The following is a 22,633-nucleotide window of genomic DNA, read 5'->3' as shown; positions in this document are numbered from 1 at the left end:
GGGTATCATAAACGATATGGTAAAGAACATATGCTTTCATTTGCCGCCGATCATCACCGGGTGACTATCATAAAAGCATTGAAGGAGAGAAAATGATGCCTTCACCCCATATCTTCTTTGTCCAGCCGGTTTTGCCGGAAAAACTTAAGCCCCTCCGGGATCTGGCCGCTAGTCTTTACTGGCCCAGGTACCCGGAAACAGCGGCCCTTTTCCGGGACCTGGACCCCGACCTCTGGGAGGAGACCGGTCATAACTCCGAACTCTTACTGAGGTTACTGCTGGCGGCCAGATTAACGGCGGTCGCCAGGGACCCTCAATATACCGGCAGGCTGGAACAGGTGTGGCAGCAGTACCGCACCTACCTGGGCGCCCCGGTGAACCGGGGCAACCTTCCCGGGCTGGAAAGCAATCAGGTTATTGCCTATTTTTCTGCCGAGTTCGGCCTGAGCGAGGCCCTGCCCATATATGCCGGGGGGCTGGGGTTCCTCGCCGGAGACCACCTGAAGTCGGCCAGCGACCTGGGCCTGCCCTTGGTAGGGGTAGGCCTCCTGTATCGCGAGGGTTACTTCCGCCAGCGCCTCGACCGCCGGGGGCAGCAACGGGAGGTTTATTCCCGCTATGATTTCTACCAGCTACCCCTGGAACTGGAGCGCCGGGCCGACGGCTCGCCCCTGGAGGTGCAGGTGAACTTTCCGGACCCGGATCGCCAGGTCCGGGCCAGGGTCTGGCGGGCTCGGGTCGGCCGCCTCAACCTTTACCTCCTGGACAGCGATTGCCCCGGCAACCTGGAGGCGGACCGGTTGATTACCGACCGGCTTTACGGCGGCGACCTGGAAAAACGGATTCAGCAGGAGATCCTCCTGGGCATCGGCGGCGTGCGGGCCCTGGCGGCCCTGGGTATCAACGCCACTATCTTTCACCTGAATGAAGGCCATTCGGCCTTCCTGGGCCTGGAAAGGATCCGGCAGTTGCAGGCGCGGTATGGACTAGATCTGGCGTCGGCCCGGGAACTGGCTACCTGCAGTAACATCTTTACCACCCATACCCCGGTGCCGGCCGGTATCGATGTCTTTCCCCCTTATCTAATGGACAAATATTTCACCGAATATTACCAGTCCCTGGGTCTTTCCCGCCACGAATTCCTGGCCCTGGGCCGGCAGGACCCCAATAACCAGCAGGAACCCTTCAATATGGCCGTACTGGCCTTACGCCTGTCGGCCTGGGCCAACGGCGTCAGCCAGCTCCACGGCCAGACGGCACGCCGGATGTGGCAGGTAATTTGGCCGGGAGTGCCGGTAGCCGAGATTCCCATTGGCGCCATTACCAACGGTGTCCATACCACCTCCTGGGTGGGAGAAAAGATGGCCGCCCTCTACGATCGCTACCTGGGAACGGCCTGGCGGGAGGACCCGGCCTCCCCGGCCAGCTGGGCGGGGGTGGCAGGCATACCGGCCCGGGAACTCTGGCAGGTTCACGAAGAACAGCGGCGGGAACTCCTGGCCTTTGCCCGGCGGCGATTGGCGGCCCAGCTCCGGGAGTGGGGGGCCGGGCCCAGGGAGATAGCCGCCCTGGAAGGGGTTCTCGATCCAGGGGCATTGACCATCGGTTTTGCCCGCCGTTTCGCTGCCTATAAACGGCCGGCCCTGCTCCTGCGTAACCCGGAACGTTTGGCCAGAATCCTGGGGGACTCCCGGCGGCCGGTCCAGATCATCTATGCCGGCAAGGCCCACCCCAGGGACGAAGAGGGGAAGGAGCTCATCCGGCAGATAACGGCCTTTACCAGGGAGGAGGCCTTCCGTGGTCGTTTGATCTTCCTGGAGGATTATGGCCTGCAGGTGGCCCGTCATCTGGTCCAGGGTGTCGACTTGTGGCTGGGTAACCCGCGACGGCCCCTGGAGGCCAGCAGTACCAGCGGCATGAAGGCCGTTCTGAACGGCGCCCTCCATGCCAGCACCCTGGATGGCTGGTGGGCCGAAGCCTGGACCCCGGATACCGGCTGGGCCATTGGTTCCGGCGCGGTTTACGAGGATACCGGCTACCAGGACGCGGTAGAAGGGGAGGCCCTTTATAACTTGCTGGAGAAGGAGATAGTCCCCCTCTTTTACGAGCGAGACGCCGGGGGCCTGCCCGCGGCCTGGGTGGAGATGATGAAAAGGTCCATCAGGGCCTACGGGCCGGTGTTCAATACCCACAGGATGGTGGCGGAATACAGCCGGCAGTTTTACGAACCTGCCGCCCGGCTTTACCAGAGGTTGCAGGCCGGCAACCAGGAGCGGTTAAAGGAGTTGGCCGGCTGGCGGAGCCGGGTCCGGGACTGGTGGCCGGCCGTGAGGATTGAGGGGGTGGAGGACGACAGGGAAGGGGATCTGATCGTGGGTGGTAGCCTGAAGGTCCGGGCCCGGGTTTTCTTGGGCTTCCTACAGCCGGAGGATGTGACGGTAGAACTCTATTACGGCCCGGTTGACGCCGGCGGTGAAATTGTGACCGGAGAGAAGGAGACCATGATCCAGTACCAGGATCAGGGCGAAGGAAGGTACCTGTATAGCGGCGTCATCCCCTGCCGTCGAGGGGGACGCCAGGGCTACAACCTGCGGGTGTTGCCGCGTCATGCAGACCAGGTTCATCCCTACCAGAGCGGCCTGATTCTTTGGGGTTAGGGAAAGGGGGATAAAGGTTATGCTGGCCAGGGATATCATGACCACCAATGTGATTACCATTACCCCGTCGGCAAGGATTTATGAATTGACCAGGTTGCTGGCGGAGAAACAAATCAGTGGGGTGCCCGTCTGCGACGGCGATAACCACGTAGTGGGCATTGTCGGTGAAGCGGACCTGCTGGGCCTGGTCAATGGTCACCTGGTACGTGACATCATGAGCCAGCCGGTTATCGGCGTCGATGCCGAGGACCCCGTGGAAAAGGTGGCCGCCATCCTCCACGAAAAAAGGATTAAAAGGGTACCTGTTTACAGCAACGGTCGCCTGGTGGGGATTATCAGCAGGGCAGATATTGTCGCCGCTATGGCCAGAGAAAATAAATAAGGCAACCGACAGGGCTTTGCCTGCGAGGATGGATGGAACCTTGTCAGATAAAGAGTTGCGTCTTTTGCACCGACTATGCCGGTGGTACGGCGTGGAGCCTGCCTATCGCGATGGGGAGGGTAAACTCAGGAGGGCCGGGCCGGAGTCGTTGCTGGCGGTATTGCGGGCCCTGGGGGCACCGGTGGCAGGCCTGGCTGACCTTCCCGGTGCCCTCCGGGAGCGGCGGCAGCAATACTGGCGGCGCTGTTGTGAGCCGGTAGCCGTAGCCTGGGCCGGCCGGTTGTCGCATATGGAACTGCGTCTCCCGGCCGGTCGGGCAACCGGGCCCCTGGAGTGCCGGCTGCGGCTGGAAGACGGCCGGGTATGGCGGATGGTAATCGATCCGGGTAGCCTGCCCCTTCTCCGGACTACCGTTGTGGAAGGGGTAGCCTTTGAGGCCAGGCAGCTCACCCTTCCCGCCAGGCTGCCCTGGGGCTACCATCACCTCCATCTGCGCCTGCCGGGCCTTACCCGGGAGGTATTGCTTATTGCCGCCCCCTCCCGGGCCGGTGCCCCGCTAACAGGCCAGGGGGAACACCTCTGGGGGTGTTTTTTACCCCTCTATGCCCTCCATTCCCACCGTAGCCTGGGGGCCGGGGATTTTGGCGACCTGGAGGCTCTATCCCTCTGGGTCAACAGCATGGGGGGCAGTTTTACCGGCACCCTGCCCTTCCTGGCGGCCTTCCTGGACGAGCCCTTTGCCCCCAGTCCCTATCAGCCGGTTAGCCGCCTCTTCTGGAATGAGTTTTACCTGGATATTTCCCGTCTGGAAGAGGTGCAGCAGTGCCGGGAAGCCCGGGATTTTCTAAACTCGGCGGCGGTGCAGAAGGAGATAGCCGCTTTACGGGCCGCTCCCCTGGTAGACTACCGCCGGGGGATGGCCCTGAAAAGACGCCTGTTAGCTCTCTGCGCCCGTACCTTTTTTACCGGTGCTCCCGGCCGGAGGGAAGAGATGGCGGCCTGGCTGGCCGGCAACCCGGCGGCCCGGGACTACGCCCGCTTCCGGGCCGCCGTCGAGAAACAGCACGCCACCTGGCCGGAGTGGCCGGCCCCGATGCGGGATGGTAACCTCGGCGAGGGAGATTACGATCCGGAAGCCATGCAGTACCACCTGTACGTCCAGTGGCAGGCCCACCGACAGGTGCAGGCCCTGGCAGCCCGCGCCCGGCGCTCCGGTCCGGGTTTATACCTGGACCTGCCCCTGGGAGTCCACCGGGAGGGTTATGATGTCTGGCGTCATCGCCGGGCCTTCGCCCTGGCGGCCAGCAGCGGGGCCCCACCGGATGCCCTCTTCCGCCGGGGTCAGGACTGGGGGTTTCCCCCCTTCCACCCTGAGGGAATCCGGGAAGACGGTTATCACTATTACATCGCCTGCCTGCGCCATCACCTGCGCCACGCCGGCATCCTGCGCCTGGATCACGTCATGGGGTTGCACCACCTCTACTGGATACCCCGCGGCCTGGCGGCCACGGAGGGGGTTTATGTGCGCTATCACGCCGGGGAATTTTACGCCATCCTGTCCCTGGAATCCCGGCGCCACGGGGCCCTCCTGGTGGGGGAAGACCTGGGGACGGTGCCAGCTTACGTGCGCCGGGCCATGACCAGGCACAATATCAGCCGCATGTATATCTTGGCCGTAGAGTATACCGGGAAAACGGGCCGGGCCCTGGGACCGGTGCCCCCAGAGAGCCTGGCCGGCCTGAATACCCACGACATGCCGCCCTTTGCTGCCTTCTGGCGGGAAAGGAAAAAGAACAGCCGCCAGCTGGCGGCCCTGCCTGTCTTCCTTTATAACCGGGGTCGCCTGGAAGTGCCAACGACGGCGACCAGAAGCCTTCTAAGGGGCTGCCTGGCGTACCTGGCCGCCAGCCCGGCGCGTTTGTTGCTGGTAAACCTGGAGGATCTGTGGCTGGAGACGGAACCCCAGAATATCCCCGGCACAAGCACCGAGTACCCCAACTGGCGGCGTAAGGCCCGCTACAGCCTGGAGGAGTTCAGCCGGCAGCCAGGAGTAGTGGCTCTCCTGCGGGAGGTTAACTACTGGCGAGGTACAGCTAAATAAGGGCAGGGCAGCAGTAAGGGCTTCCCTTCAGGGAAGCCCTTACTGCTGCCCTTGTTTTTGCCCCTGCTGTCGCCCCGGTTGCTGCCGCAGGGAAATGCATACCCCGCCCAGGACCAGGATAATGCCGGCCCAGTGGTACCAGCTCAGTTTTTCTCCCAGGAACAAGGCTGCCAGGGCAATGGCAAAAAGGGGGTTCAAGTTATTAAACATGGCTACCGGCCCACACCCTATACGTTCGACGGCCTCGAAGGTAAGTAAAACCGCCAGCCCGGCGATGATACAACCCATGTAGATGAGGAGCAGCCATCCGGAGGGGGGCAGGTACCAGCCCTGGCGGCTAACCTCCCAGAAACCGGCGGGCAGCAGGAAGAGGGTACCGAAGAACAAGGAATAGGTGCTGGTAACAATAGGCGAATAACGTTCCACCATGCGTTGCCCCAGGATGTTGTAGAGGGAAGCTGCTGTGACATTCGCCAGGAGGACCAGGTCCACCGGCTGGAAGCGCATGGCAAGGAGCTGGGCCAGGGAGCCCCGGGTTGAGACCAGAGCCAGGCCGATGAAGGCCATAATGATGCCCGCTACCTGGTAACGGGAGGGTTTAACGTGCCAGCCGATGGCCAGTAGGACCAGGGTAACAGCGGGAAAGGTAGCGAAGATAATGGCGGCATTGACGGCCGGGCTGTTCTGCATGGACCAGGAGAAGGTATCGTAAGCGATGCTAATGCCCAGGAAACCCATCAGGGCCATGTAAGGGAGGTCTGCCAGGCGCGGCTTACCCCCGGCCTTCAAAGCAAATAGCAGCAGCACCGGCAGGCCCAGCAACCCCCTGGCCGCCGCCAGGGCCAGAGGCGGTACCAGGGGAGCGATCACCCGGCCGGCGATGACGTTACCCCCGTAAAGGAGGCTGGCCAGGATAATGGCAATATAACCCAACCTGCGGTCAGCTCCGGCGGCACATCCGGAGGTAATTGGCCGAATTGCTGCTTCTTTGATAGCCATTTAATTAATCCTCCCATAAATGGTAAATAGCAACGTCCTCTAAAAGCTTAGCACCGTGGACGGACGGCTAGCAAAGCTACCTGGGATGGGTTTGGGGCGAAAAAACGCCCGGAACAAATGCCTGGCTGGAAAAACCTTTATCAGGGGCAGCCCGAGGCGGACGTTTAGCACTTTTGCCAACCAAGGATAACCTATTGTTCCCGGAAGACATTGACGTCGTCCCCCAAAAGGTTTAAAATCGCTGTTGAAGAATTGAATTACCGTTCATTGTTTGAAAATTGGAGGAAGAACTTTTGGTTTACCGGCGGACAAAAAAGGTGGATCAAAAATTGGAAGCGCGCCTGCAGGCCATTATGCAGGCGGCGCGGGAAGAATTCGCCCGGAACGGTTTCTACGGAACCTCGATTAAAGATATCGCCCGCCGGGCGGGGGTGGGCATCGGTACGATTTATTTATACCTGCGTAATAAAGAAGCCCTCTTTGCCGCCCTGGTCAACGAAGCCTATGAAATGGTCCTGGACCGTATTGCCCGGGCCCGCAAAAACGCTACCGGCGGGAAGCAAAAGCTCCGGGCCTCTATGGAGGCGGCCCTGGCGGTCTTACAGGAGAACCGCGACCTGGCGCGGGTAATGCTTGTCCAATCGCCGGCGGGCCACCCGGCAGTGGCGGAACAACTCTACGATTTGCTGCGCCGTCTGGCCAGGCTGGTGGAGGAAGACGTGCTGGAGGAGATCGAGAGAGGGGAACTACCGCCCCAGGATGCCCATGTCGCGGCCCTGGCCTTTGTAGGTACCTTTTACCAGGTAGTCATCAGCTGGCTCAAGGAGGGTATCCCGGCCGACCTGACGGCGGTCGGCAAAGAGCTGATAGCCTATAACCTGCGCGGTTTGGGTTACCCAGTGGAGGGAGTAATTGAGAATGCTTGAAGAAAAGATCCAGGCAGACATCGGCTTTATCGGCGGCTCGGGCACCTTCAGCCTGAACTTTCCTGACGCCTTAAGGGATCCCGGGACGGAGGTGCTGGCCCGGGAGGTGGTTTTTACCACCCCCTGGGGTCCCAGTGCACCTCTAACTCTTTTTACAACCGGCGACCCGCCCCGGCGCGTGCTGGCGGCCAAAATGCATGGGAGGATTCCCGGCGTCTCCTGGGGCGAGAGTTCGCAGCGCCTGTTCCACGCCTTTATGCAGGCTAATGTGCGGAAGATTATCGCTGAAGGCGGGGTGGGGAGCATAAATCACCTCCTGGACCTCCGGGACATTGTTGTGGTCACCGACTACATTGATTTTTCCCTGCGCCGGGATGTGGGGCTCCAGGAGGGCTATCTGTCGATAATGCGCCGGCCTATCTGCCCTTCCCTGCACAGGACCCTGGTAGAAACGGCTAGAGAGTCTCCCCTCGGCCGGGTCTTTGACCGCGGCGTTTACCTGGTGACGGATGGGCGCCACTTTGAGAGCGCAGCCGAGGTAAGCCTCTTCCGCCAGTGGGGGGCGGACGTAGTGGGCCAAACCCTCTGCCCCGAAGTCTACCTGGCGAGGGAAATGGGGGCCTGTTATGCCGGCATCTATCTGGTTGTAAATTACGGGGAGGGTGTGGTGAAACCCTGGGAGCACAGGGAGTTGAAGGAGCTCTTTTTTGAGGCCGCCCCTGACTTCGGCCGCATCATCCTGAAAGCCCTGGGACGGGTATCCCTGGACAGCGATTGCGGCTGCGCCGACCTGCGCAAGCCGACTCTTTTACGCCCGGAAAATATCGGCAAGCACCCCTTATGAAAGGAGTGGGAAAGGCCTTGCCCACCACCACGGCAGAATTTATACGCCGGGAGCTCTCCCGGGGGGAACTGGCGGACATAGCTGCCAGGGTATATGCCGGGGAAAGGCTGACCCGGGAGGACGGTATACGTCTCTGGGAGAGTCAGGACCTCCTTGGTATTGGCTACCTGGCCGACCTGGCCCGGCAGCGGACCTGCGGTGATACCGTATATTTTATTAATAATGCCCACATCAATTATACCAATATCTGTCAAAATCTCTGCGATTTATGTGCCTTTGGGAGACAGACAGGTACTCCGGGGGCTTATACCCTCACCCTGGCGGAGATTGAAGCGAAGGCCAGGGCGGCGGCTGCCGCAGGTGTCACCGAGATCCATATTGTCGGCGGCCTGAATCCGGAATTACCCTATGATTACTACCTGGAACTAATCCGAACCGTGCGCCGGGCGGCACCCGGGGCCTGCATCCAGGCCTTTGACGCTGTGGAAATTGACTTTATAGCCTCCCGGGCCGGGCGCCCCGTAGCTGACGTCCTCCAGGAACTCCGGCAGGCGGGCCTGGACTCCCTTCCCGGGGGTGGGGCCGAAGTTTTTGCCCCGGAGGTGCGCCGGCGCCTTTGCGCCAAAAAGATCGATGGACAGCGATGGCTCCAGATCCACGAGACGGCCCACCGGCTGGGCATACCCACCAACGCTACCATGCTCTACGGCCACCTGGAGACGGCAGCCGACCGGGTGGATCACCTCCTGGCCCTCCGGGAACTCCAGGACCGGACAGGGGGCTTCCTGGCTTTTATTCCCCTGGCCTTTCACCCGGCCAACACGGCCTTCAGCAACCTGCCGGGAACCACCGGCGTAGATGACTTGAAGATGTTGGCCATCAGCCGCCTGCTTCTGGACAACTTCCGTCACATCAAAGCCTTCTGGATTATGATTGGGCCGAAGTTAGCCCAGGTGGCCCTGCATTTTGGGGTAAACGACCTGGACGGTACCGTCCGGGAAGAGCATATCTTTCACGACGCCGGGGCTGAAACGCCCCAGTACCAGCCTGCTGAAAGCTTTTTACAGAGTATCCGGGCGGCCGGCCGGATCCCGGTGGAAAGGGATACTTTATACCGGGAAATCCGCCGCTATGCCTGAAAAGGAGGATAGCTATGGACTGGCCCCGGCTGGGACGGGTGGGTTACCTGAACTGCCTGCCCCTGTTTTACCCCCTGGAGACAGGGCGGGTAAAATTACCGGCCAGAATAGTTGCCGACCACCCTGCGGTTTTAAATAAGGCCTTCCGGCAGGGGGAATTAGAGGTCACGGCTGTCTCTTCCCTGGCTTACGGGCAGTTTGCGGAAGACGCCCTGGTCCTGCCGGGATTATCTATCTCCTGCCGCGGCAGGGTTGGCAGCGTATTCCTTTTAAGCCGGGTTCCGGCAAAGGAACTCGGGGGCCGCCCCCTTTCCCTCACTCCCTATTCGGCCACCAGCGTGGTTTTGTTGCGTATCCTTCTGCAACGGCTTTATCATGTTGCGCCGGACTTTTTTACCCGCCCGACCGGCAGCCCCCCGGATTGGGGGCGACCGGAAGCCCTGCTTACCATCGGGGATGAAGCCCTGCAGGTCGTCCGGACAGGCTGTTATCCTTTCGTCTACGACCTGGGTGAAGAGTGGTACCGGTTAACCGGCAAGCCTATGGTCTTTGCCCTCTGGGTGGCCAGGAAAGATTTTGCTGCTGCCCACCCGGAAAAGCTGGCCGCAATCTGGCGGGCCTTACAGGAGGCCAAGGCCTGGGGAAAAGGCCACCCGGGCACCCTGGCAGCGACAGGAGCCCGGCACCTTGGAGTGGAGCCGGAATTTATCGAGGATTATTTCGCCCTTTTAAACTATGACCTGGATTGGCCGCACCTGGAGGGGCTTTTAACCTTTTACGGCCTGGCCCATGGGGAAGGATTCCTCGCCCATCCGGTGGCTCTGGAGATCTGGGGGGTAGACAATGAAAGAAACTATCGCCTGCAAAGTGCTTGACGGTGAGCGTTTGAGTTTTCACGAAGCGGAGCGTCTTTATCAGGAGGCCGGCCTGCTGGAACTGGGTTACCTGGCCAACCTGGTCCGCCAGAAGCTGCACCCCGAAGGGACGGTCACCTTTGTCGTGGACCGGAATATCAACTATACCAATATTTGCGTCAATGCCTGCCGTTTCTGTGCCTTTTATCGCCTGCCCGGGGATCCGGAAGGCTACCTCCTCAGCCGGGAGGAAATCGGCCGTAAAATCGAGGCGACCCTGGCTGCAGGGGGAACCCAGATCCTGATGCAGGGGGGCCTGCATCCCGATCTAGACCTGGCCTGGTTTGAGGACCTCTTCTCCTGGATTAAATCCCGCTATCCGGTCACCCTTCATTCCCTATCTCCGGTAGAAATCGATGACCTGGCCCGGAAGGAAGGGCTGCCGGTGATAGAGGTTTTGCGGCGGCTGAAGAAAGCAGGCCTCGATTCCCTGCCGGGCGGTGGGGCGGAGATCCTGGTCGACAGGGTTCGCGGCCGGGTTAGCCCCAAAAAGACCGGTGCGGCCCGCTGGCTGGAAGTGATGCGCGCCGCCCATGCCCTGGGGATGAAATCAACCGCCACCATGGTTTTCGGGTTGGGGGAAACTATGGCTGAGCGGATCGCTCACCTGGAGGCTATCCGGCAGCTCCAGGATGAAACGGGAGGTTTTACAGCCTTCATCCCCTGGAGTTTCCAGCCAGGCAATACCGAACTTGGCGGCGTGGAAGCTAGCACCACCGAATACCTGAAACTCCTGGCCCTTTCCCGGCTTTACCTGGATAATATCCCCAATATCCAGGTCTCCTGGGTAACCCAGGGAACCAAGGTGGCTCAGGCGGCCCTTTTCTTTGGCGCCAACGATTTCGGTTCCACCATGCTGGAGGAAAACGTAGTCCGGGCGGCTGGTGCTTCCTTCCGTGCCGATCGGGAGGAGATCCTTCGCTGCATCCAGGCGGCCGGTTTCCGGCCCGCCCAGCGCGATAATGAATATCATATTTTGCGCTACTACGAGGCAGGGCAGGTTAACCGGTGAACCCATTTCCCTTCCGGCTTCGCCAGAACCCCGGCTTCCCGGGCCTGGGCACCGGTTCCGGGCCATGCCTACCGGTTCACCGTGATGGTGAGTGCCTCTAAAAAATATAAAACCCCTCCCCTCAGGTTGGCTCCTGAAACGGGCAGGGGTTTTATTTTCGGCGCCTAACCATTTATGGCAGCCTCCCGTGCCGGGAGGCTGCGGCTCTCTGGTGCCGAAGGCGGGGGTCGAACCCGCACGGCCTCGCGGCCACCGGATTTTGAGTCCGGCGCGTCTGCCAATTCCACCACTTCGGCATATCGTGCTTTCATTTTAACACAGGCTTTATATTCTTGCAAGGCCTAAAGGATAAAGGTCAGGGGGTGTCGAATAGGAAAAGTACTGGAAAGGAGCGGGTACGCCATGCCATCCGATGAGGAGTTGCTGGCCCGCAGCAGGGACGGTGACGCTGAGGCCTTTGCCCTCCTGGTGGAACGCTACCAGCGGATGCTCTTTACCATAGCCTACCGTTTCCTGGGCAATACCGAGGATGCCGGCGACGCGGCCCAGGAAGCCTTGGTGCGCGCCTTTAAAAACCTGGCGGCCTTTCGCGGCCAGTGTTCCTTTAAGACCTGGTTACAGCACATTATCGCCAATGTCTGCCGCGATGAGCTGCGCCGCCTGAAACGGCGACCCACCCTTTCCTTAGACAACCTCCTGGAAACCGGCGGTGGGTTCCGGGAACTATCAGCTGGCAAGGTTACCTCGCCGGAAGAGGTTTTCTTGACCAGGGAAGGGGAGGACCGGTTACATAGACTTATCCAAGCCCTGACGCCGGAATATCGGGTGGTTGTTATTATGAGAGACCTCCAGGGTTTCAGTTACGAAGAGATAGCCAGCCACCTGGGTTGCCCCGTGGGGACCGTAAAATCCCGCCTTAGCCGGGCGCGCCATTTTCTACGGCAGCACCTGGTACAGGAACGGGAACATGTAGCCGGTCTCGGCGTCTATATGGCTAAAGGGGGTGAGGGGCGTTGAATTGCAGTCAGTGCCGGGAACTCATATCACCATACCTGGATGGAGTCTTGAGCGAAACAATACAACGGGCCCTGGAGAACCACCTTAACTCCTGCCCGGCCTGCCGGGAAGAACTGGAGGCTATGGGGCAGACAATCGAGATTATCCGTGCCTGGTCCGAAGAAGAACTCGACCTGCCACCCGGTTTTGAGGAACGCCTGCGCTCACGCCTGGAGGAGTGCCGGCAGCCGTGGTACCGACGCCTCTCCCGGAACTGGCTTTCCCTGGCGGCAGCGGCGGCCACTATCATGGTGGTAGCAATTACGGCCCGGGCGGATTACCTCCACCTGGGTTCCTCCAGGCAAATCGCTGTCCCCCATGAGAAACAGGTGCAGGAATTGGCCATGACCCGGGGAGACCAGCAGGTGACTCCCCTCAAGGCTCTACCACCGGTTACCTCAACGGATGCCCCGCAGCAATCAGCACCGAAAGTAAAGGTAAAAGCAGCTACTACCTCGGTACGATCTGCAGTGAGGAATCTGGAGAGTTCCCACCCCGATCCGGAACAACAGCAAAGGAAAATAGTCCCTGGAGGGACCTTCAACCTCAATTCCCGGGGCAGAGCAGAGCGAGCAGCTCCGGAGCAGCAGACCGGGGGACAATCAGGAAAGGGTCAGCCGGACCAGGATAAAGATAAGGGAAAGGAGAAGGGGCCGGGTCAATCCCGTACTGTACTGGAAGCAGGGAAGAAAGAAGTTACCCCGAGGGCTGGCGAGGGGGTGGCAGGGGGAACGTCAACCATTGCTGGCGATGGGCCGGGAACCGTCAAGACCCCGGCCGGTGATGGGAAAGAGGTCCCACCTTTACCACCGGCCGGTGGGAAGGCAACGCTCCAGGACCTGACGCCAGGGGTTGGGCGGCAAAACTCGGCAGCGTCTCCGGATAGCGACCTGCAAAACCGGACTCTTACCCAGCCACCCCCCGCACCTGTTGCCCCGGCAACTATCCCTAAACCGCCCTCGCCTTGAGGGCGGTTTTAAAATTTCTGTTTGCTGATCCCCGCCAGTTAATTGCTTCCGGCAGGGGAAAAAGATAAAATATAAGCAGTTCTAAGCTAAAAGAAGGGTGATTAATGCCCACCAAAACCGCTAGACTTCTCCTGGTCGACGGCAACAGCGTCATTCACCGGGCTTTTCATGCCCTGCCCCCCCTGCAGACCAGGGAAGGTATTCGCACCAATGCCGTCTACGGCTTTGCAACCATGTTGCAAAAGGCCAGGGAGATGTTTAAACCCGATTATATTATTGTCGCCTTTGACCATAGTAAGGTTACCTTTCGTAACGAACTGTACGATGAATATAAAGGAACCCGGCCGGAGACCGACCCTGAGCTCAGGCCCCAGTTTGCCCTGGTCAAACGCCTCCTGGCAGCCTGGAACCTGGCCAGTTGTGAGGTTGAGGGCTACGAAGCCGACGACCTTATCGGCACCTTAAGCCGCCAGGGCGCCGCCACGGGCCTGGAAGTCCTCATCCTCACCGGGGACCGCGACGCCCTGCAACTAGTGGGAGAACGGGTGAAGGTCCTCCTTATGCGGCGCGGCCTTTCCCAGGTAGAGGTCATCGACCGGGAAGCAATCAAGAAAAACTATGGCCTGGAACCGGAGCAGCTCATTGACGTCAAGGCCCTGATGGGCGACGCCTCGGATAATATTCCCGGCGTACCGGGGGTGGGGGAGAAAACGGCCGTCCAGCTCGTCCGCCAGTACGGCGACCTGGAAGGAGTCCTGGCCCACAGCGGGGAGATAAAAGGACGCCGGGTAGCGGAGAACCTGGTGACCTTCGCCGACCAGGCGCGCCTGGCCCGGCGCCTGGCCACAATTGACTGCCAGGCTCCTGTGACCCTCGACCTGGCAGGGTGCTGCAACCAGTCGCCGGACTACGAGGCCGTCCTGGCCCTTTATAAAGAACTGGAGTTCCACAGTCTGGTCAAGGACGTCCTCAGGGCCATGGAACAGGAAGGCAAGAAGGCCTCGCAAGAAACGACTGCTGTCCGGGGACTGTCGCTGCCGGACCCACTCACCCTGGACAGCCTGGAAGAACTGGCGGAACTGGTGGCCAGGTTGGTCGGGAAGACGGATGTGGCCCTGGAATTGATTCTTAATAATCCCAGCTACCTGGAGGCCGCAGCCGTCGCCGTAGGGCTGGCCTGGGAGGATGGGGTGGCGGTTCTGGGTACAGCCGGGATAGAGCCTGCCGCCCTGGCCGGTACCCTGGAACCATTGCTCCGGGTCAACCCCATCTTCCACGACGCCAAAAGGGCCCTGGTCTGGTTCAGCAATGCCGGGGCGGGGGTTGCCGACCCCGGCGGCGATACTATGGTGGCCGGTTATCTCTTAAACCCCTCGGCCTCGCGCCATGACCTGCCCGAACTCTGCCTGGAACACTTGAACCTGGCCCTGGTGGAGGGGGATTCCCCGCAACTGGCAGCGGCCCGGCGGGCCGCTGTCATCAGGTTGCTCCACCGGGAACTGGCCAGTAAACTCCAGGTTGCCGGGATGGAGAACCTCTACCGGCGGGTGGAGTTGCCCCTGACCCGGGTCCTAGGGGCCATGGAAAGCTACGGCGTGGCCGTCAACATGGAAACCCTGGATCTCATGGGAATAGAGCTGGAGGGTGGGCTGGCCGCCCTCACAGAGGCCATCTACGAGCTGGCCGGGGAAGAGTTTAACCTGAATTCCCCCAAGCAGCTGGCCGTTATACTCTTTGAAAAGCTCGGACTGCCGCCGGTAAAGCGTACCAAGACCGGTTTTTCTACCGATGCCGCCGTCCTGGAGGAACTGGCCTGCAGGCACCCCATAGCCGCCAAACTGGTCGAGTACCGCCAGCTGGCCAAACTGAAATCGACCTATGTGGATGGTCTTAAACCCCTGGTCAATCCCCGCACGGGGAGCCTGCATACCAGCTTTAACCAGACGGTGACGGCCACCGGCCGCCTCTCCAGCAGCGAGCCCAATCTCCAGAATATCCCGGTGCGCCTGGAACTGGGCCGGCGCCTGCGCAAGGCCTTTGTACCCCACGGTCCCGGCCGGTTGCTCCTGGCCGCCGACTACTCCCAGATCGAGCTGCGCATCCTGGCCCATATTTCCGGCGATGAAGCCATGATTGCAGCCTTTCGCCGGGGGGAGGATATCCACGCCCGGACTGCGGCCGAGGTCTTCGGCGTCCCCCTTGGTGAAGTGACGCCGGCTATGCGCCGCAGCGCCAAGGCGGTGAACTTCGGTATTGTCTACGGCATCAGCGACTACGGCCTGAGCCGGGATCTGGGGATAAGCCGCAGCGAAGCCCACGATTATATCGAACGTTACTTTCGGCGTTACCGGGGCGTCAAGGCCTATCTGGAGGAGATCGTAGCCCGGGCGCGGCAGGAGGGCTATGTCACCACCCTCCTGGGCCGCCGCCGTTATCTGCCGGACCTCTTTAGCTCCAACCGCAATGTCCGCAGCTTTGGCGAGCGCACGGCCATGAATACGCCTATCCAGGGCACGGCCGCCGACATCATCAAGATGGCCATGGTGAAAATCTTTCGCCTCCTGGAGGCACAATACCCGGCCGCGCGTATGATCCTCCAGGTCCACGACGAACTCATCTTTGATGTCCCGGATGACGACCTGCCGGCCGTGGCCGGCCTGGTCAAGGATACCATGGAGCATACCCTGGAACTCCAGGTCCCCCTCCAGGTAGATTTAAAGGCCGGGCCCAACTGGTATGACCTGGAGCCGTATAAGGAGTAAAAGGAAAATGCCCGAACTACCCGAAGTAGAAACCATTAAACGGACACTGACTCCCTGCTTACGGGAGCAAAAAATCGCCAGGGTGGAGGTCTACCACCCTGGCGTTATTGCTGCCCCCGACCCGGAGACCTTCAGCCGGTTACTGGCCGGCAGGATTATTACCGGCCTGGACCGGCGGGGCAAGTACCTACTGGTGCATCTTTCAGGAGAATACTGTTTGGTGGTTCACCTGCGCATGACCGGGCGCCTGGTTTTTACTGAAGGGGCAGCCCCCCTGGCTCCCCATACCCACGTCGTTTTTAGCCTGGCTGGGGGACCTTCTTTACGCTTTGTAGACACCCGCCGCTTCGGCCGTCTCTACCTGGCCGCGAAGGCGGAGGTAGAAACGCTGCCCGGCTTGCGGGACCTGGGGCCGGAGCCCCTGGACCCGGCCTTTGACGCCCTGGCCCTGGCGGCTATTCTAGCCGGCCGGCGCAGGCCAATTAAACAGGTCCTCCTGGACCAGCGCCTGGTGGCCGGGATCGGCAATATCTATGCCGATGAGATGCTTTTTGCCGCCGGCATCGACCCCCGGCGCCCGGCGGCCTCCCTGAATCATGAGGAGGTGGCTCGCCTGCGCGGGGCTATGCAAAGGGTCCTGGAGCAGGGGATTGCCAACCGTGGCACCTCAATCAGGGATTATGTTGACGGCAGCGGCCGCCAGGGGAGCAACCAGGAGCACCTCCAGGTTTATGGCCGGACAGGCCGACCATGCCCCCGCTGCGGGCAACCCCTGGAGAGGGTGCGCCTCGGCGGCCGCAGCACCCATTTTTGCCCCCGCTGCCAGGTATAACCCCTGGCAGTTGACCGGCGCCCGGGGAGACCTGCCCTGCTCCTGGTACAAGAAAAAGGGCAGGGGCCGTGGCCAGAACATGACAGGCACGAATCCCACCTGAGTGCGTATATTGTTTAGGGAACAACAGGGTAAAGGGTGGGATAATTTACCATGTTTCTGGCAACGATATTCCTGGCCCTTGCCATTAGCCTGGATGGCCTGGGTGTAGGGTTGGCTTACGGTCTCAGAAAGATCAAGTTACCCTGGCTTTCCCTGGTCCTGGTAGCCATGGTTTCTGTAGTTGCCAGCTTCCTTTCTATGGCAGCCGGGCACTTGATAACCATGGTATTTAATCCGGTCCTTGCCGGGCGCCTGGGGGCGGGTATATTATTAACCCTGGGTTTAGTTATTATCTTAGAGGCCTACCTGAAAAGGGAAGGGGCCGGCGCGGAGGAACAGACCCTGCTGCGCTTCCGCCTGCCCCGGCTGGGCCTGGTGATTCAAATCTTAAAAGAACCATCCCGGGCCGACCGCGACCTTTCCGGGAGCATCAGCAGCCAGGAGGCTTTGACCCTGGGCCTGGCCCTGGCTCTGGACGCCCTGGGAACAGGCATCGGCGCCGCAGCCGCCGGCTTTTCCCTCTTTCTGGCCCCCCTGTGTATAGGCCTGTGCCAGCTACTCCTGGTGCGAGCGGGGCTCTTCCTGGGGGAATACTGGGGGCTGGAGAATCTCGGCTGGCGGGGAGCGGCTATACCGGGTTTAATCTTAATCGCCATTGGCCTCTGGCGATTATAGGAGTGCGAGGGATGTTTATTATCGGTCTTACCGGTGGTATTGCCAGCGGCAAGAGTACCGTAGCCGGTATTCTCAAGGACCTGGGAGCAATTATAATCGATACCGACCGGGTAGCCAGGGAGGTAGTGGCCCCCGGCCGCCCCGCCTACCGGGAGATTGTGGCCGCCTTTGGCCCCCGGGTCCTGCGACCTGACGGCCAGCTGGACAGGCCGGCCTTAGCTCGGATTATTTTTAATGACGCTACCGCCAGGGAACTATTAAATGCCATCACCCACCCCAGGATCCGGGAGCTGGTCCAGAAGCGTTTGGAAGATTTGCGCCGGGCCAACCCGGAAGCAATAGTGGTGATTGAGGCGCCCCTGTTGTTTGAAGCCGGGATGGAGGGGATGGTGGATGCCGTCTGGGCAGTCACCGCCCCGGCTCCGGTGCGCTTAAAGAGGTTGATGGCCAGGGACAAGCTCTCCCTGGCTGAGGCAGAGAGCCGCCTCCGGGCTCAAGGTGAAGAGACAGCCAGGTTGCGCCGGGCCACCAGGGTGATTCCCACCGGCGGTGACCTGGAGGCTACCCGGGCTTCCGTCCGGGCGGCCTGGCAGGAACTGCAGCGCCACCTGGCAGATGATCCAGAGCCCGGAGGTGCCCCATGGGTTTAGGAAGGCGTTTACTGTGGCTGCTTTTTTTGCTGGCCCTTCTCGCTTTTCTCCTGCCCCGGGCCGGCCGGTTACTTTATCCTTTACCCTACCGCGATAGTATTACGACCTACGCCCACCGGGAAGGGCTGGACCCACTGTTGGTGGCTGCCGTAGCCAGGGTGGAAAGCAAGTTCGACCCCCGGGCCAGGTCCGAACAGGGGGCCATGGGTTTGATGCAGCTCATGCCGGAAACCGCCCGGCTGGCGGCGGGACACCTGGGTATGCCCTTTGCACCGGACAGGCTCTACGAGCCGGACTACAACCTGCGCCTGGGCAGCTGGTACCTGGCCCGCCTTCTGGATGAATTTGGCGATGTCAACCCGGCCCTGGCGGCCTATAACGGCGGCCGCGGCCACGTCCATGAGTGGCTGGATAGCGGCGTCTGGGACGGGAGTTACGGCAACCTGCGGCAGATACCCTTTCCCGAAACCCGGGAGTTCGTCCGCAAGGTCCTGCGGGATTACCGTATCTATCGATTTTTATATTCTGACGTTCGCTAGCAGGGAATCGCCGCCGGAGGCCGAATAATATAGGGAAACCTCTGGTAAAATGAATTCTGGCGTCGAGGAGTGGATACTAATGGGGACCGAGGTCATCACTTCCCTGGAGCAGGTACAACAATTAGAGGTCAAACCGGACCGGCGGTTCTATTCGGCCGAGCACGGGGAGATTGCCAGCGGGGCGACTACGGATATTTATTTTGTCCGCACCTATGAGATTCTTAAAAGCCTGGGCAAGGTCGACACGGTAGTTACGGCCGAGATCTTTCCCCGCCGGGCCGGGATCCTCTGCGGGGTCAATGAGGTCCTGGAGCTTTTGCGGGACAAAAAGGTGACCGTTTACGGCCTGCCGGAGGGGAGCCCCTTTGAGCCGAAAGAGGTGGTCATGCGCATCCAGGGTCCCTATAGCGAGTTTGGCCTCTTTGAAACTACCTTGCTGGGAATGCTGGCCAGCTCCAGCGGCTGGGCTACGGCGGCCCGGGAAATCAGGGAAGCGGCTGGTGAACATCCCTTTGTCTGCTTCGGGGCGCGCCACGTTCACCCGGCGGTGGCGCCGGTCATGGAGCGGGCGGCCATTGTCGGCGGCGCCGACGGGGCGAGTTGCATCCTGGCGGCCAAACTGGCCGGCCGGGAGCCCCAGGGAACGGTACCCCATGCGGTATTCCTGATCATCGGCGATACAGTCGAGGGGGCCCTGGCCTACGACCGCCTCATGCCCCCTGACGCCAAGCGGACCATCCTGATCGACACCTTTAAAGATGAGGCTGAAGAGGCCCTGCGGGTAGCCAGTGCCCTGGGGCCGGCCCTGGCCGGGGTACGTTTGGATACCCCCAGCGAGCGAGGCGGCGTCACCCCGGAACTGGTCCGGGAAGTGCGCTATCGCCTGGATATGGCCGGCTTTAACCATGTGGGGATTTTTGTCTCCGGAGGCCTGACGCCGGAACGTATCCGGACCCTTATCGAAGCCGGGGCCGACGCCTTCGGCGTGGGCAGCTATATTTCCGGCGCGGCCCCCATTGATATGACCATGGACTTAAAGGAGGTCGACGGCCGCCCGGTGGCCAAACGCGGCCGCCTGCCGGGGATCATTCCCAATCCCCGGCTGGTGCAGTTGAAATAGCTCCGGCGGGCCGGCAGGGGATATAAACCCGGCAATTACTTGACAGGAACAGCAGGAGAGTTTATAATAAACCTTGCCAAATGCGGCGATGGCGGAACCGGCAGACGCGTACGTTTGAGGGGCGTATGGGTACACCCGTGCGGGTTCAAGTCCCGCTCGCCGCACCAGTATTGATTGCAAAGGGGTGCCTGATCGGCACCATGCGCCTAACAAAAATCCTCCTTAAAACTGTGGCGTACAGTTTTAAGGAGGATTTACTATTTTTCGGGGAAATGCTTCCTGTAAAGACTGTTGATATCCCCTTGGAGGCCCGCTACAACAATGGTAAAACCCGGTACCACCGTTTTCAATGACCCCGTGCAGGGGTCTTATCTTTTTCCCTTGATGAATATACATTAACGATGTTGATCGCGAGGGGGATGAAGGTGGTCCGGGTTTTATTCTTGCGCCGGCGGTGGATGAAGCTGGCGGGTTCAGGCGTCATCCTCTTGGCCGGCATGGTCTTTTTCCTGCTTAATCAGAAAGGCCTGCCGGTAATAGCGCCTTCCGCCCCGGGGGAGTTGACGGAGCACCTGACAACCATTTTTACGGCCCGGGCCAGGGCCCTGGTCAACGGTAATTATGAAGGGCTGGAGGCTTTTTATGATGCCACGACGACCAGCGGCCGGTTTGCCCTGAACCATGAAATCGGCCGCATTAAATACGTCCAGGAATGGTTGCAAAAACGCCAGGTAACCTTGACTGGCAGTCACCTGGACCTGGCCGTTGTCGACAGCGGTAGCGAAGGGGATAAGGGCTGGGCCTCGGTATCCCAGCATCTGATCCTCAGTTACCGGCACCAGGGGGAGCCGCAAGAAACAGTCAACCGGATGGGGTTTCGTACCCTCCACTGGGTGGAGCTGGTCAAGCGGGACGGCCGCTGGCTGATCAACCGCGACTGGTACTGGGACCCTTTTGAAACCGACGACCTGAAACCAGAAATCGCCCCCGGCACGGCTGTATGCAAGGCGCTGCCGCCGCCGGTAAAGGGTAAATACCGCCGTGAGGCGGCGGTGGTCTATGCCGACCGCTACAGCGGCGTGCGCCTGGGTCCCGGGGACGGCCGCTACAACCGGAATTACCGTGACTTTACCGGCCTGGGCGGCGATTGTGCCAGCTTTGCCTCCCAGGTCTTGAGCGACAAAGAAGCCGGCGGCATACCCCGGGACTGGGTTTGGAATTACCATAACGGCGAGGGCAGCCAGGCCTGGGCCCAGGCAGCCGCCCTGGTCTATTACCTCCTGGACAGCGGCCTGGCGGTGCGCCTGGCAAGAGGTGATTTCCAGGAAGTAACCCGGTCCACTTCTAATTACCCCTACGGGGCGGTCAACGCCCTGCAACCGGGTGACATCATCGGTTATGAAGAAGGGGGCGAGTTAAGCCATGTCTCGGTGGTTGTAGGCCGGGACTCGGCCGGATATGTCCTGGTCGACAGCCATACGGCCGACCGTTACCATGTCCCCTGGGACATGGGTTGGAAGAGCGGGACCATCTACTGGCTCCTCCAGGTAGTCTATTGATCTTTACCCGTTCTCGCCTGCGGGCAGGGCCCGGCGCAAATTTGCCTGCCGCCTAAAAACTACCGGCAGAAAAGGGGAAGAGTAACATGACAGAGGCCAGTGGAACTTCCGGGCAACAAAAAAGGCGCCGCTAGGCGCCTTTTTTAAAATCCGATCCAGGTAACCACTTCATCCAGCTTTTTACGGGGTGCGGCTACCGGGCTTTCAGCCGGGTAACCCAGGGGGGTGATGGCGACGATTTCCTTGTCATCGGGAATGGCCAGGACTTTGCGCAACTCGGCCTCATTATTCAGGGGTCCGGTCATCCAGCAGGTACCCAGCCCCTCGCTGGTGGCGGCCAGCAGCAGGTGGCTGAAGGAGGCGGCCACGCTTTCCAGGTTCATTTTGCGGAGAGCAGGATGGCCGTGGGTCGGGCTCAGGGCTACAATGACCACCGGCGCCCCGCCCAGGGTTTTGGCCCACTGCAAAAAGCCTTCCTGCTGGGGGCTACGCTGGCCCGCCGGAGGCATACCGAATTCAACGATCCGGCCGTAACTCCGGGCCACCTCGTCCTTCTTGGGGCCGGTGACGACCAGGAAGTGCCATTGCTGCCAGTTGAGGCCCGAGGGAGCCCAGGTGGCCATCTCCAGGATTTTCGTTATTACTTCCCTGGGCACCGGGTCGGGTTTAAACTTGCGGATGCTCCGCCGCGTCTTGATGGCTTCGTACAGTTCCAAGTTGCTCATCTCCTTATTTACATTTTCTTAAGGTATATTTTTCACCTTTTGCTAGCTCTTGTCAAGAACACCCCGGCACATAAAGCAGTCCCGGAAATCTTAAACTAAACTCTGAAGGAAATAAAGGGTTGCCAAATGCTAGCTGAATGGAGGTGACGGGATGCCACCGGGAGAAAACACCTGGGAGAAGTGGAAGGATACCCTATCCCTGGTAGTAAACCTGGGCAATAAAATTGGTTTGGAAGAAAAGACCATGGATCGGATAGCCCTGCGTCTGGGGAACTGGTTGGCCGACCATATCGACCCTATGAACCGGGAGCAGCGGCTTCTCAAGGAACTCTGGGATGTAGCCCATGAGGATGAACGCCAGGTGCTGGCCGCCCTGGTTACCAGGATGGTGAGCGACGGCCGCCGGCAGGAGAATATGGTACACTAAAAAGGGAACCTTAAGGCTCCCTTTTTAGTGTACTGTCGTTCTGGCGTACTTCCTAGACTTCTTTAATGGCCTCGGTGGGGCAGGAATTAACGGATTCCCGGGCGCAATCCTCGGCACCTTCAGGTACCTCATCTACAATAACGTGGGAAAGCCCTTCATCATCCCAGTCAAAAACGCTAGGACACAGGTCGATGCAGGTACCGCAGGCAATGCAGAGATCCTGGTCAACGGTGACTTTCATATT

General features: G+C 60.4%; 20 protein-coding genes, 2 tRNA genes and 1 pseudogene. 19 read left to right on the top strand and 4 right to left on the bottom strand.

Going from position 1 to position 22,633, the window contains the following annotated elements:
* Window positions 1-92: 92 nt before the first annotated feature.
* From MOTHE_RS09100 to malQ, 3 genes are read left to right on the top strand one after another with little or no spacing between them, the layout of a single operon-like run.
* Entirely contained in the window at window positions 93-2,657 is a 2,565-nt protein-coding gene (locus MOTHE_RS09100; protein WP_053094943.1) for a glycosyltransferase family 1 protein, read from the top strand.
* A gap of 19 nt (window positions 2,658-2,676) precedes the next feature.
* Complete coding sequence (locus tag MOTHE_RS09095; protein ID WP_011393351.1) at window positions 2,677-3,039, top strand: CBS domain-containing protein; 363 nt, start codon at window positions 2,677-2,679, stop codon at window positions 3,037-3,039.
* Window positions 3,040-3,079: 40 nt separating this feature from the next.
* Window positions 3,080-5,140: a 4-alpha-glucanotransferase gene (gene malQ / locus MOTHE_RS09090; protein WP_235551360.1), complete on the top strand. Its 2,061-nt coding sequence runs from the start codon at window positions 3,080-3,082 to the stop codon at window positions 5,138-5,140.
* Window positions 5,141-5,179: 39 nt separating this feature from the next.
* Here malQ and MOTHE_RS09085 read toward each other — a convergent pair whose 3' ends face one another.
* On the bottom strand, window positions 5,180-6,139 hold the full coding sequence (locus tag MOTHE_RS09085; protein ID WP_053094942.1) for a DMT family transporter: 960 nt from the start codon (window positions 6,137-6,139) through the stop codon (window positions 5,180-5,182).
* A 317-nt stretch (window positions 6,140-6,456) separates the two neighbouring features.
* On the opposite strand from MOTHE_RS09085, the gene MOTHE_RS09080 reads away from it, so the two are divergent.
* Genes MOTHE_RS09080 through mqnC form a run of 5 tightly spaced genes read left to right on the top strand, consistent with a single transcriptional unit; the run spans window position 6,457 to window position 10,974 of the window.
* Complete coding sequence (locus MOTHE_RS09080) at window positions 6,457-7,065, top strand: TetR/AcrR family transcriptional regulator (protein ID WP_236683220.1); 609 nt, start codon at window positions 6,457-6,459, stop codon at window positions 7,063-7,065.
* On the top strand, window positions 7,058-7,909 hold the full coding sequence (locus MOTHE_RS09075) for an MTAP family purine nucleoside phosphorylase (RefSeq protein ID WP_011393347.1): 852 nt from the start codon (window positions 7,058-7,060) through the stop codon (window positions 7,907-7,909). The genes MOTHE_RS09080 and MOTHE_RS09075 overlap by 8 nt, the downstream gene beginning before the upstream one ends.
* Window positions 7,910-7,926: 17 nt before the next feature.
* Window positions 7,927-9,048 carry an aminofutalosine synthase MqnE gene (mqnE, locus tag MOTHE_RS09070; protein ID WP_011393346.1) on the top strand — a complete coding sequence of 374 codons (1,122 nt, stop codon included), beginning with the start codon at window positions 7,927-7,929 and terminating at the stop codon, window positions 9,046-9,048.
* Window positions 9,049-9,062: 14 nt separating this feature from the next.
* Window positions 9,063-9,923, top strand: coding sequence for a menaquinone biosynthetic enzyme MqnA/MqnD family protein (locus MOTHE_RS09065; protein WP_011393345.1), 861 nt, complete (start codon window positions 9,063-9,065; stop codon window positions 9,921-9,923).
* Window positions 9,892-10,974 (top strand): cyclic dehypoxanthinyl futalosine synthase, encoded by a 1,083-nt coding sequence (mqnC, locus tag MOTHE_RS09060; protein ID WP_011393344.1) that lies wholly within the window; start codon window positions 9,892-9,894, stop codon window positions 10,972-10,974. Before MOTHE_RS09065 ends, mqnC begins: the two co-directional genes overlap by 32 nt.
* 209 nt (window positions 10,975-11,183) lie before the next feature.
* Here mqnC and MOTHE_RS09055 read toward each other — a convergent pair.
* Window positions 11,184-11,270: transfer RNA gene (locus MOTHE_RS09055), tRNA-Leu, on the bottom strand.
* A 106-nt stretch (window positions 11,271-11,376) separates the two neighbouring features.
* Here MOTHE_RS09055 and MOTHE_RS09050 point away from each other — a divergent pair.
* The 10 genes from MOTHE_RS09050 to MOTHE_RS09000 all read left to right on the top strand — a co-directional run bounded on the left by MOTHE_RS09050 (window position 11,377) and on the right by MOTHE_RS09000 (window position 21,237).
* Complete coding sequence (locus MOTHE_RS09050) at window positions 11,377-11,991, top strand: RNA polymerase sigma factor (protein WP_011393343.1); 615 nt, start codon at window positions 11,377-11,379, stop codon at window positions 11,989-11,991.
* A complete protein-coding gene (locus MOTHE_RS09045; RefSeq protein WP_011393342.1) occupies window positions 11,988-12,998 on the top strand; it encodes a zf-HC2 domain-containing protein in 1,011 nt (336 codons plus the stop codon). The genes MOTHE_RS09050 and MOTHE_RS09045 overlap by 4 nt, the downstream gene beginning before the upstream one ends.
* Window positions 12,999-13,102: 104 nt before the next feature.
* Window positions 13,103-15,760: a DNA polymerase I gene (gene polA, locus MOTHE_RS09040; protein WP_011393341.1), complete on the top strand. Its 2,658-nt coding sequence runs from the start codon at window positions 13,103-13,105 to the stop codon at window positions 15,758-15,760.
* A 7-nt stretch (window positions 15,761-15,767) separates the two neighbouring features.
* On the top strand, window positions 15,768-16,592 hold the full coding sequence (gene mutM / locus MOTHE_RS09035; RefSeq protein ID WP_011393340.1) for a bifunctional DNA-formamidopyrimidine glycosylase/DNA-(apurinic or apyrimidinic site) lyase: 825 nt from the start codon (window positions 15,768-15,770) through the stop codon (window positions 16,590-16,592).
* Window positions 16,593-16,745: 153 nt separating this feature from the next.
* Window positions 16,746-17,369 (top strand): sporulation membrane protein YtaF, encoded by a 624-nt coding sequence (gene ytaF, locus MOTHE_RS09030; protein WP_053094939.1) that lies wholly within the window; start codon window positions 16,746-16,748, stop codon window positions 17,367-17,369.
* 11 nt (window positions 17,370-17,380) lie between these two features.
* Window positions 17,381-18,019: a dephospho-CoA kinase gene (gene coaE, locus MOTHE_RS09025; RefSeq protein WP_011393338.1), complete on the top strand. Its 639-nt coding sequence runs from the start codon at window positions 17,381-17,383 to the stop codon at window positions 18,017-18,019.
* Complete coding sequence (locus tag MOTHE_RS09020; protein WP_011393337.1) at window positions 18,010-18,558, top strand: lytic transglycosylase domain-containing protein; 549 nt, start codon at window positions 18,010-18,012, stop codon at window positions 18,556-18,558. Before coaE ends, MOTHE_RS09020 begins: the two co-directional genes overlap by 10 nt.
* Window positions 18,559-18,637: 79 nt before the next feature.
* The gene (locus tag MOTHE_RS09015) at window positions 18,638-19,678 is read left to right on the top strand and encodes a nicotinate phosphoribosyltransferase (RefSeq protein ID WP_011393336.1); all 1,041 of its coding nucleotides are present in this window, start codon (window positions 18,638-18,640) and stop codon (window positions 19,676-19,678) included.
* 82 nt (window positions 19,679-19,760) lie between these two features.
* A tRNA-Leu gene (locus MOTHE_RS09010) sits at window positions 19,761-19,845 on the top strand.
* Between the two features lie 234 nt (window positions 19,846-20,079).
* Entirely contained in the window at window positions 20,080-21,237 is a 1,158-nt protein-coding gene (locus tag MOTHE_RS09000) for an amidase domain-containing protein (RefSeq protein ID WP_162490076.1), read from the top strand.
* A 143-nt stretch (window positions 21,238-21,380) separates the two neighbouring features.
* On the opposite strand, the gene MOTHE_RS08995 is transcribed toward MOTHE_RS09000, so the two are convergent.
* Entirely contained in the window at window positions 21,381-21,962 is a 582-nt protein-coding gene (locus MOTHE_RS08995) for a nitroreductase family protein (protein ID WP_201776954.1), read from the bottom strand.
* Between the two features lie 151 nt (window positions 21,963-22,113).
* On the opposite strand from MOTHE_RS08995, the gene MOTHE_RS08990 reads away from it, so the two are divergent.
* On the top strand, window positions 22,114-22,389 hold the full coding sequence (locus tag MOTHE_RS08990; RefSeq protein ID WP_011393333.1) for a DUF3243 domain-containing protein: 276 nt from the start codon (window positions 22,114-22,116) through the stop codon (window positions 22,387-22,389).
* A 52-nt stretch (window positions 22,390-22,441) separates the two neighbouring features.
* Here the strand turns inward: MOTHE_RS08990 and MOTHE_RS08985 are convergent.
* A pseudogene (locus tag MOTHE_RS08985) lies at window positions 22,442-22,633 on the bottom strand (ferredoxin); the annotation flags it as partial.

The sequence above is a fragment of the Moorella thermoacetica genome (assembly GCF_001267405.1).
Classification (GTDB): Bacteria; Bacillota; DSM-521; order Neomoorellales; family Neomoorellaceae; genus Neomoorella; species Neomoorella thermoacetica.
The sequence above is the reverse complement of the archived record's forward strand: the minus strand, read 5'-3'. Positions and strand labels throughout refer to the sequence as shown.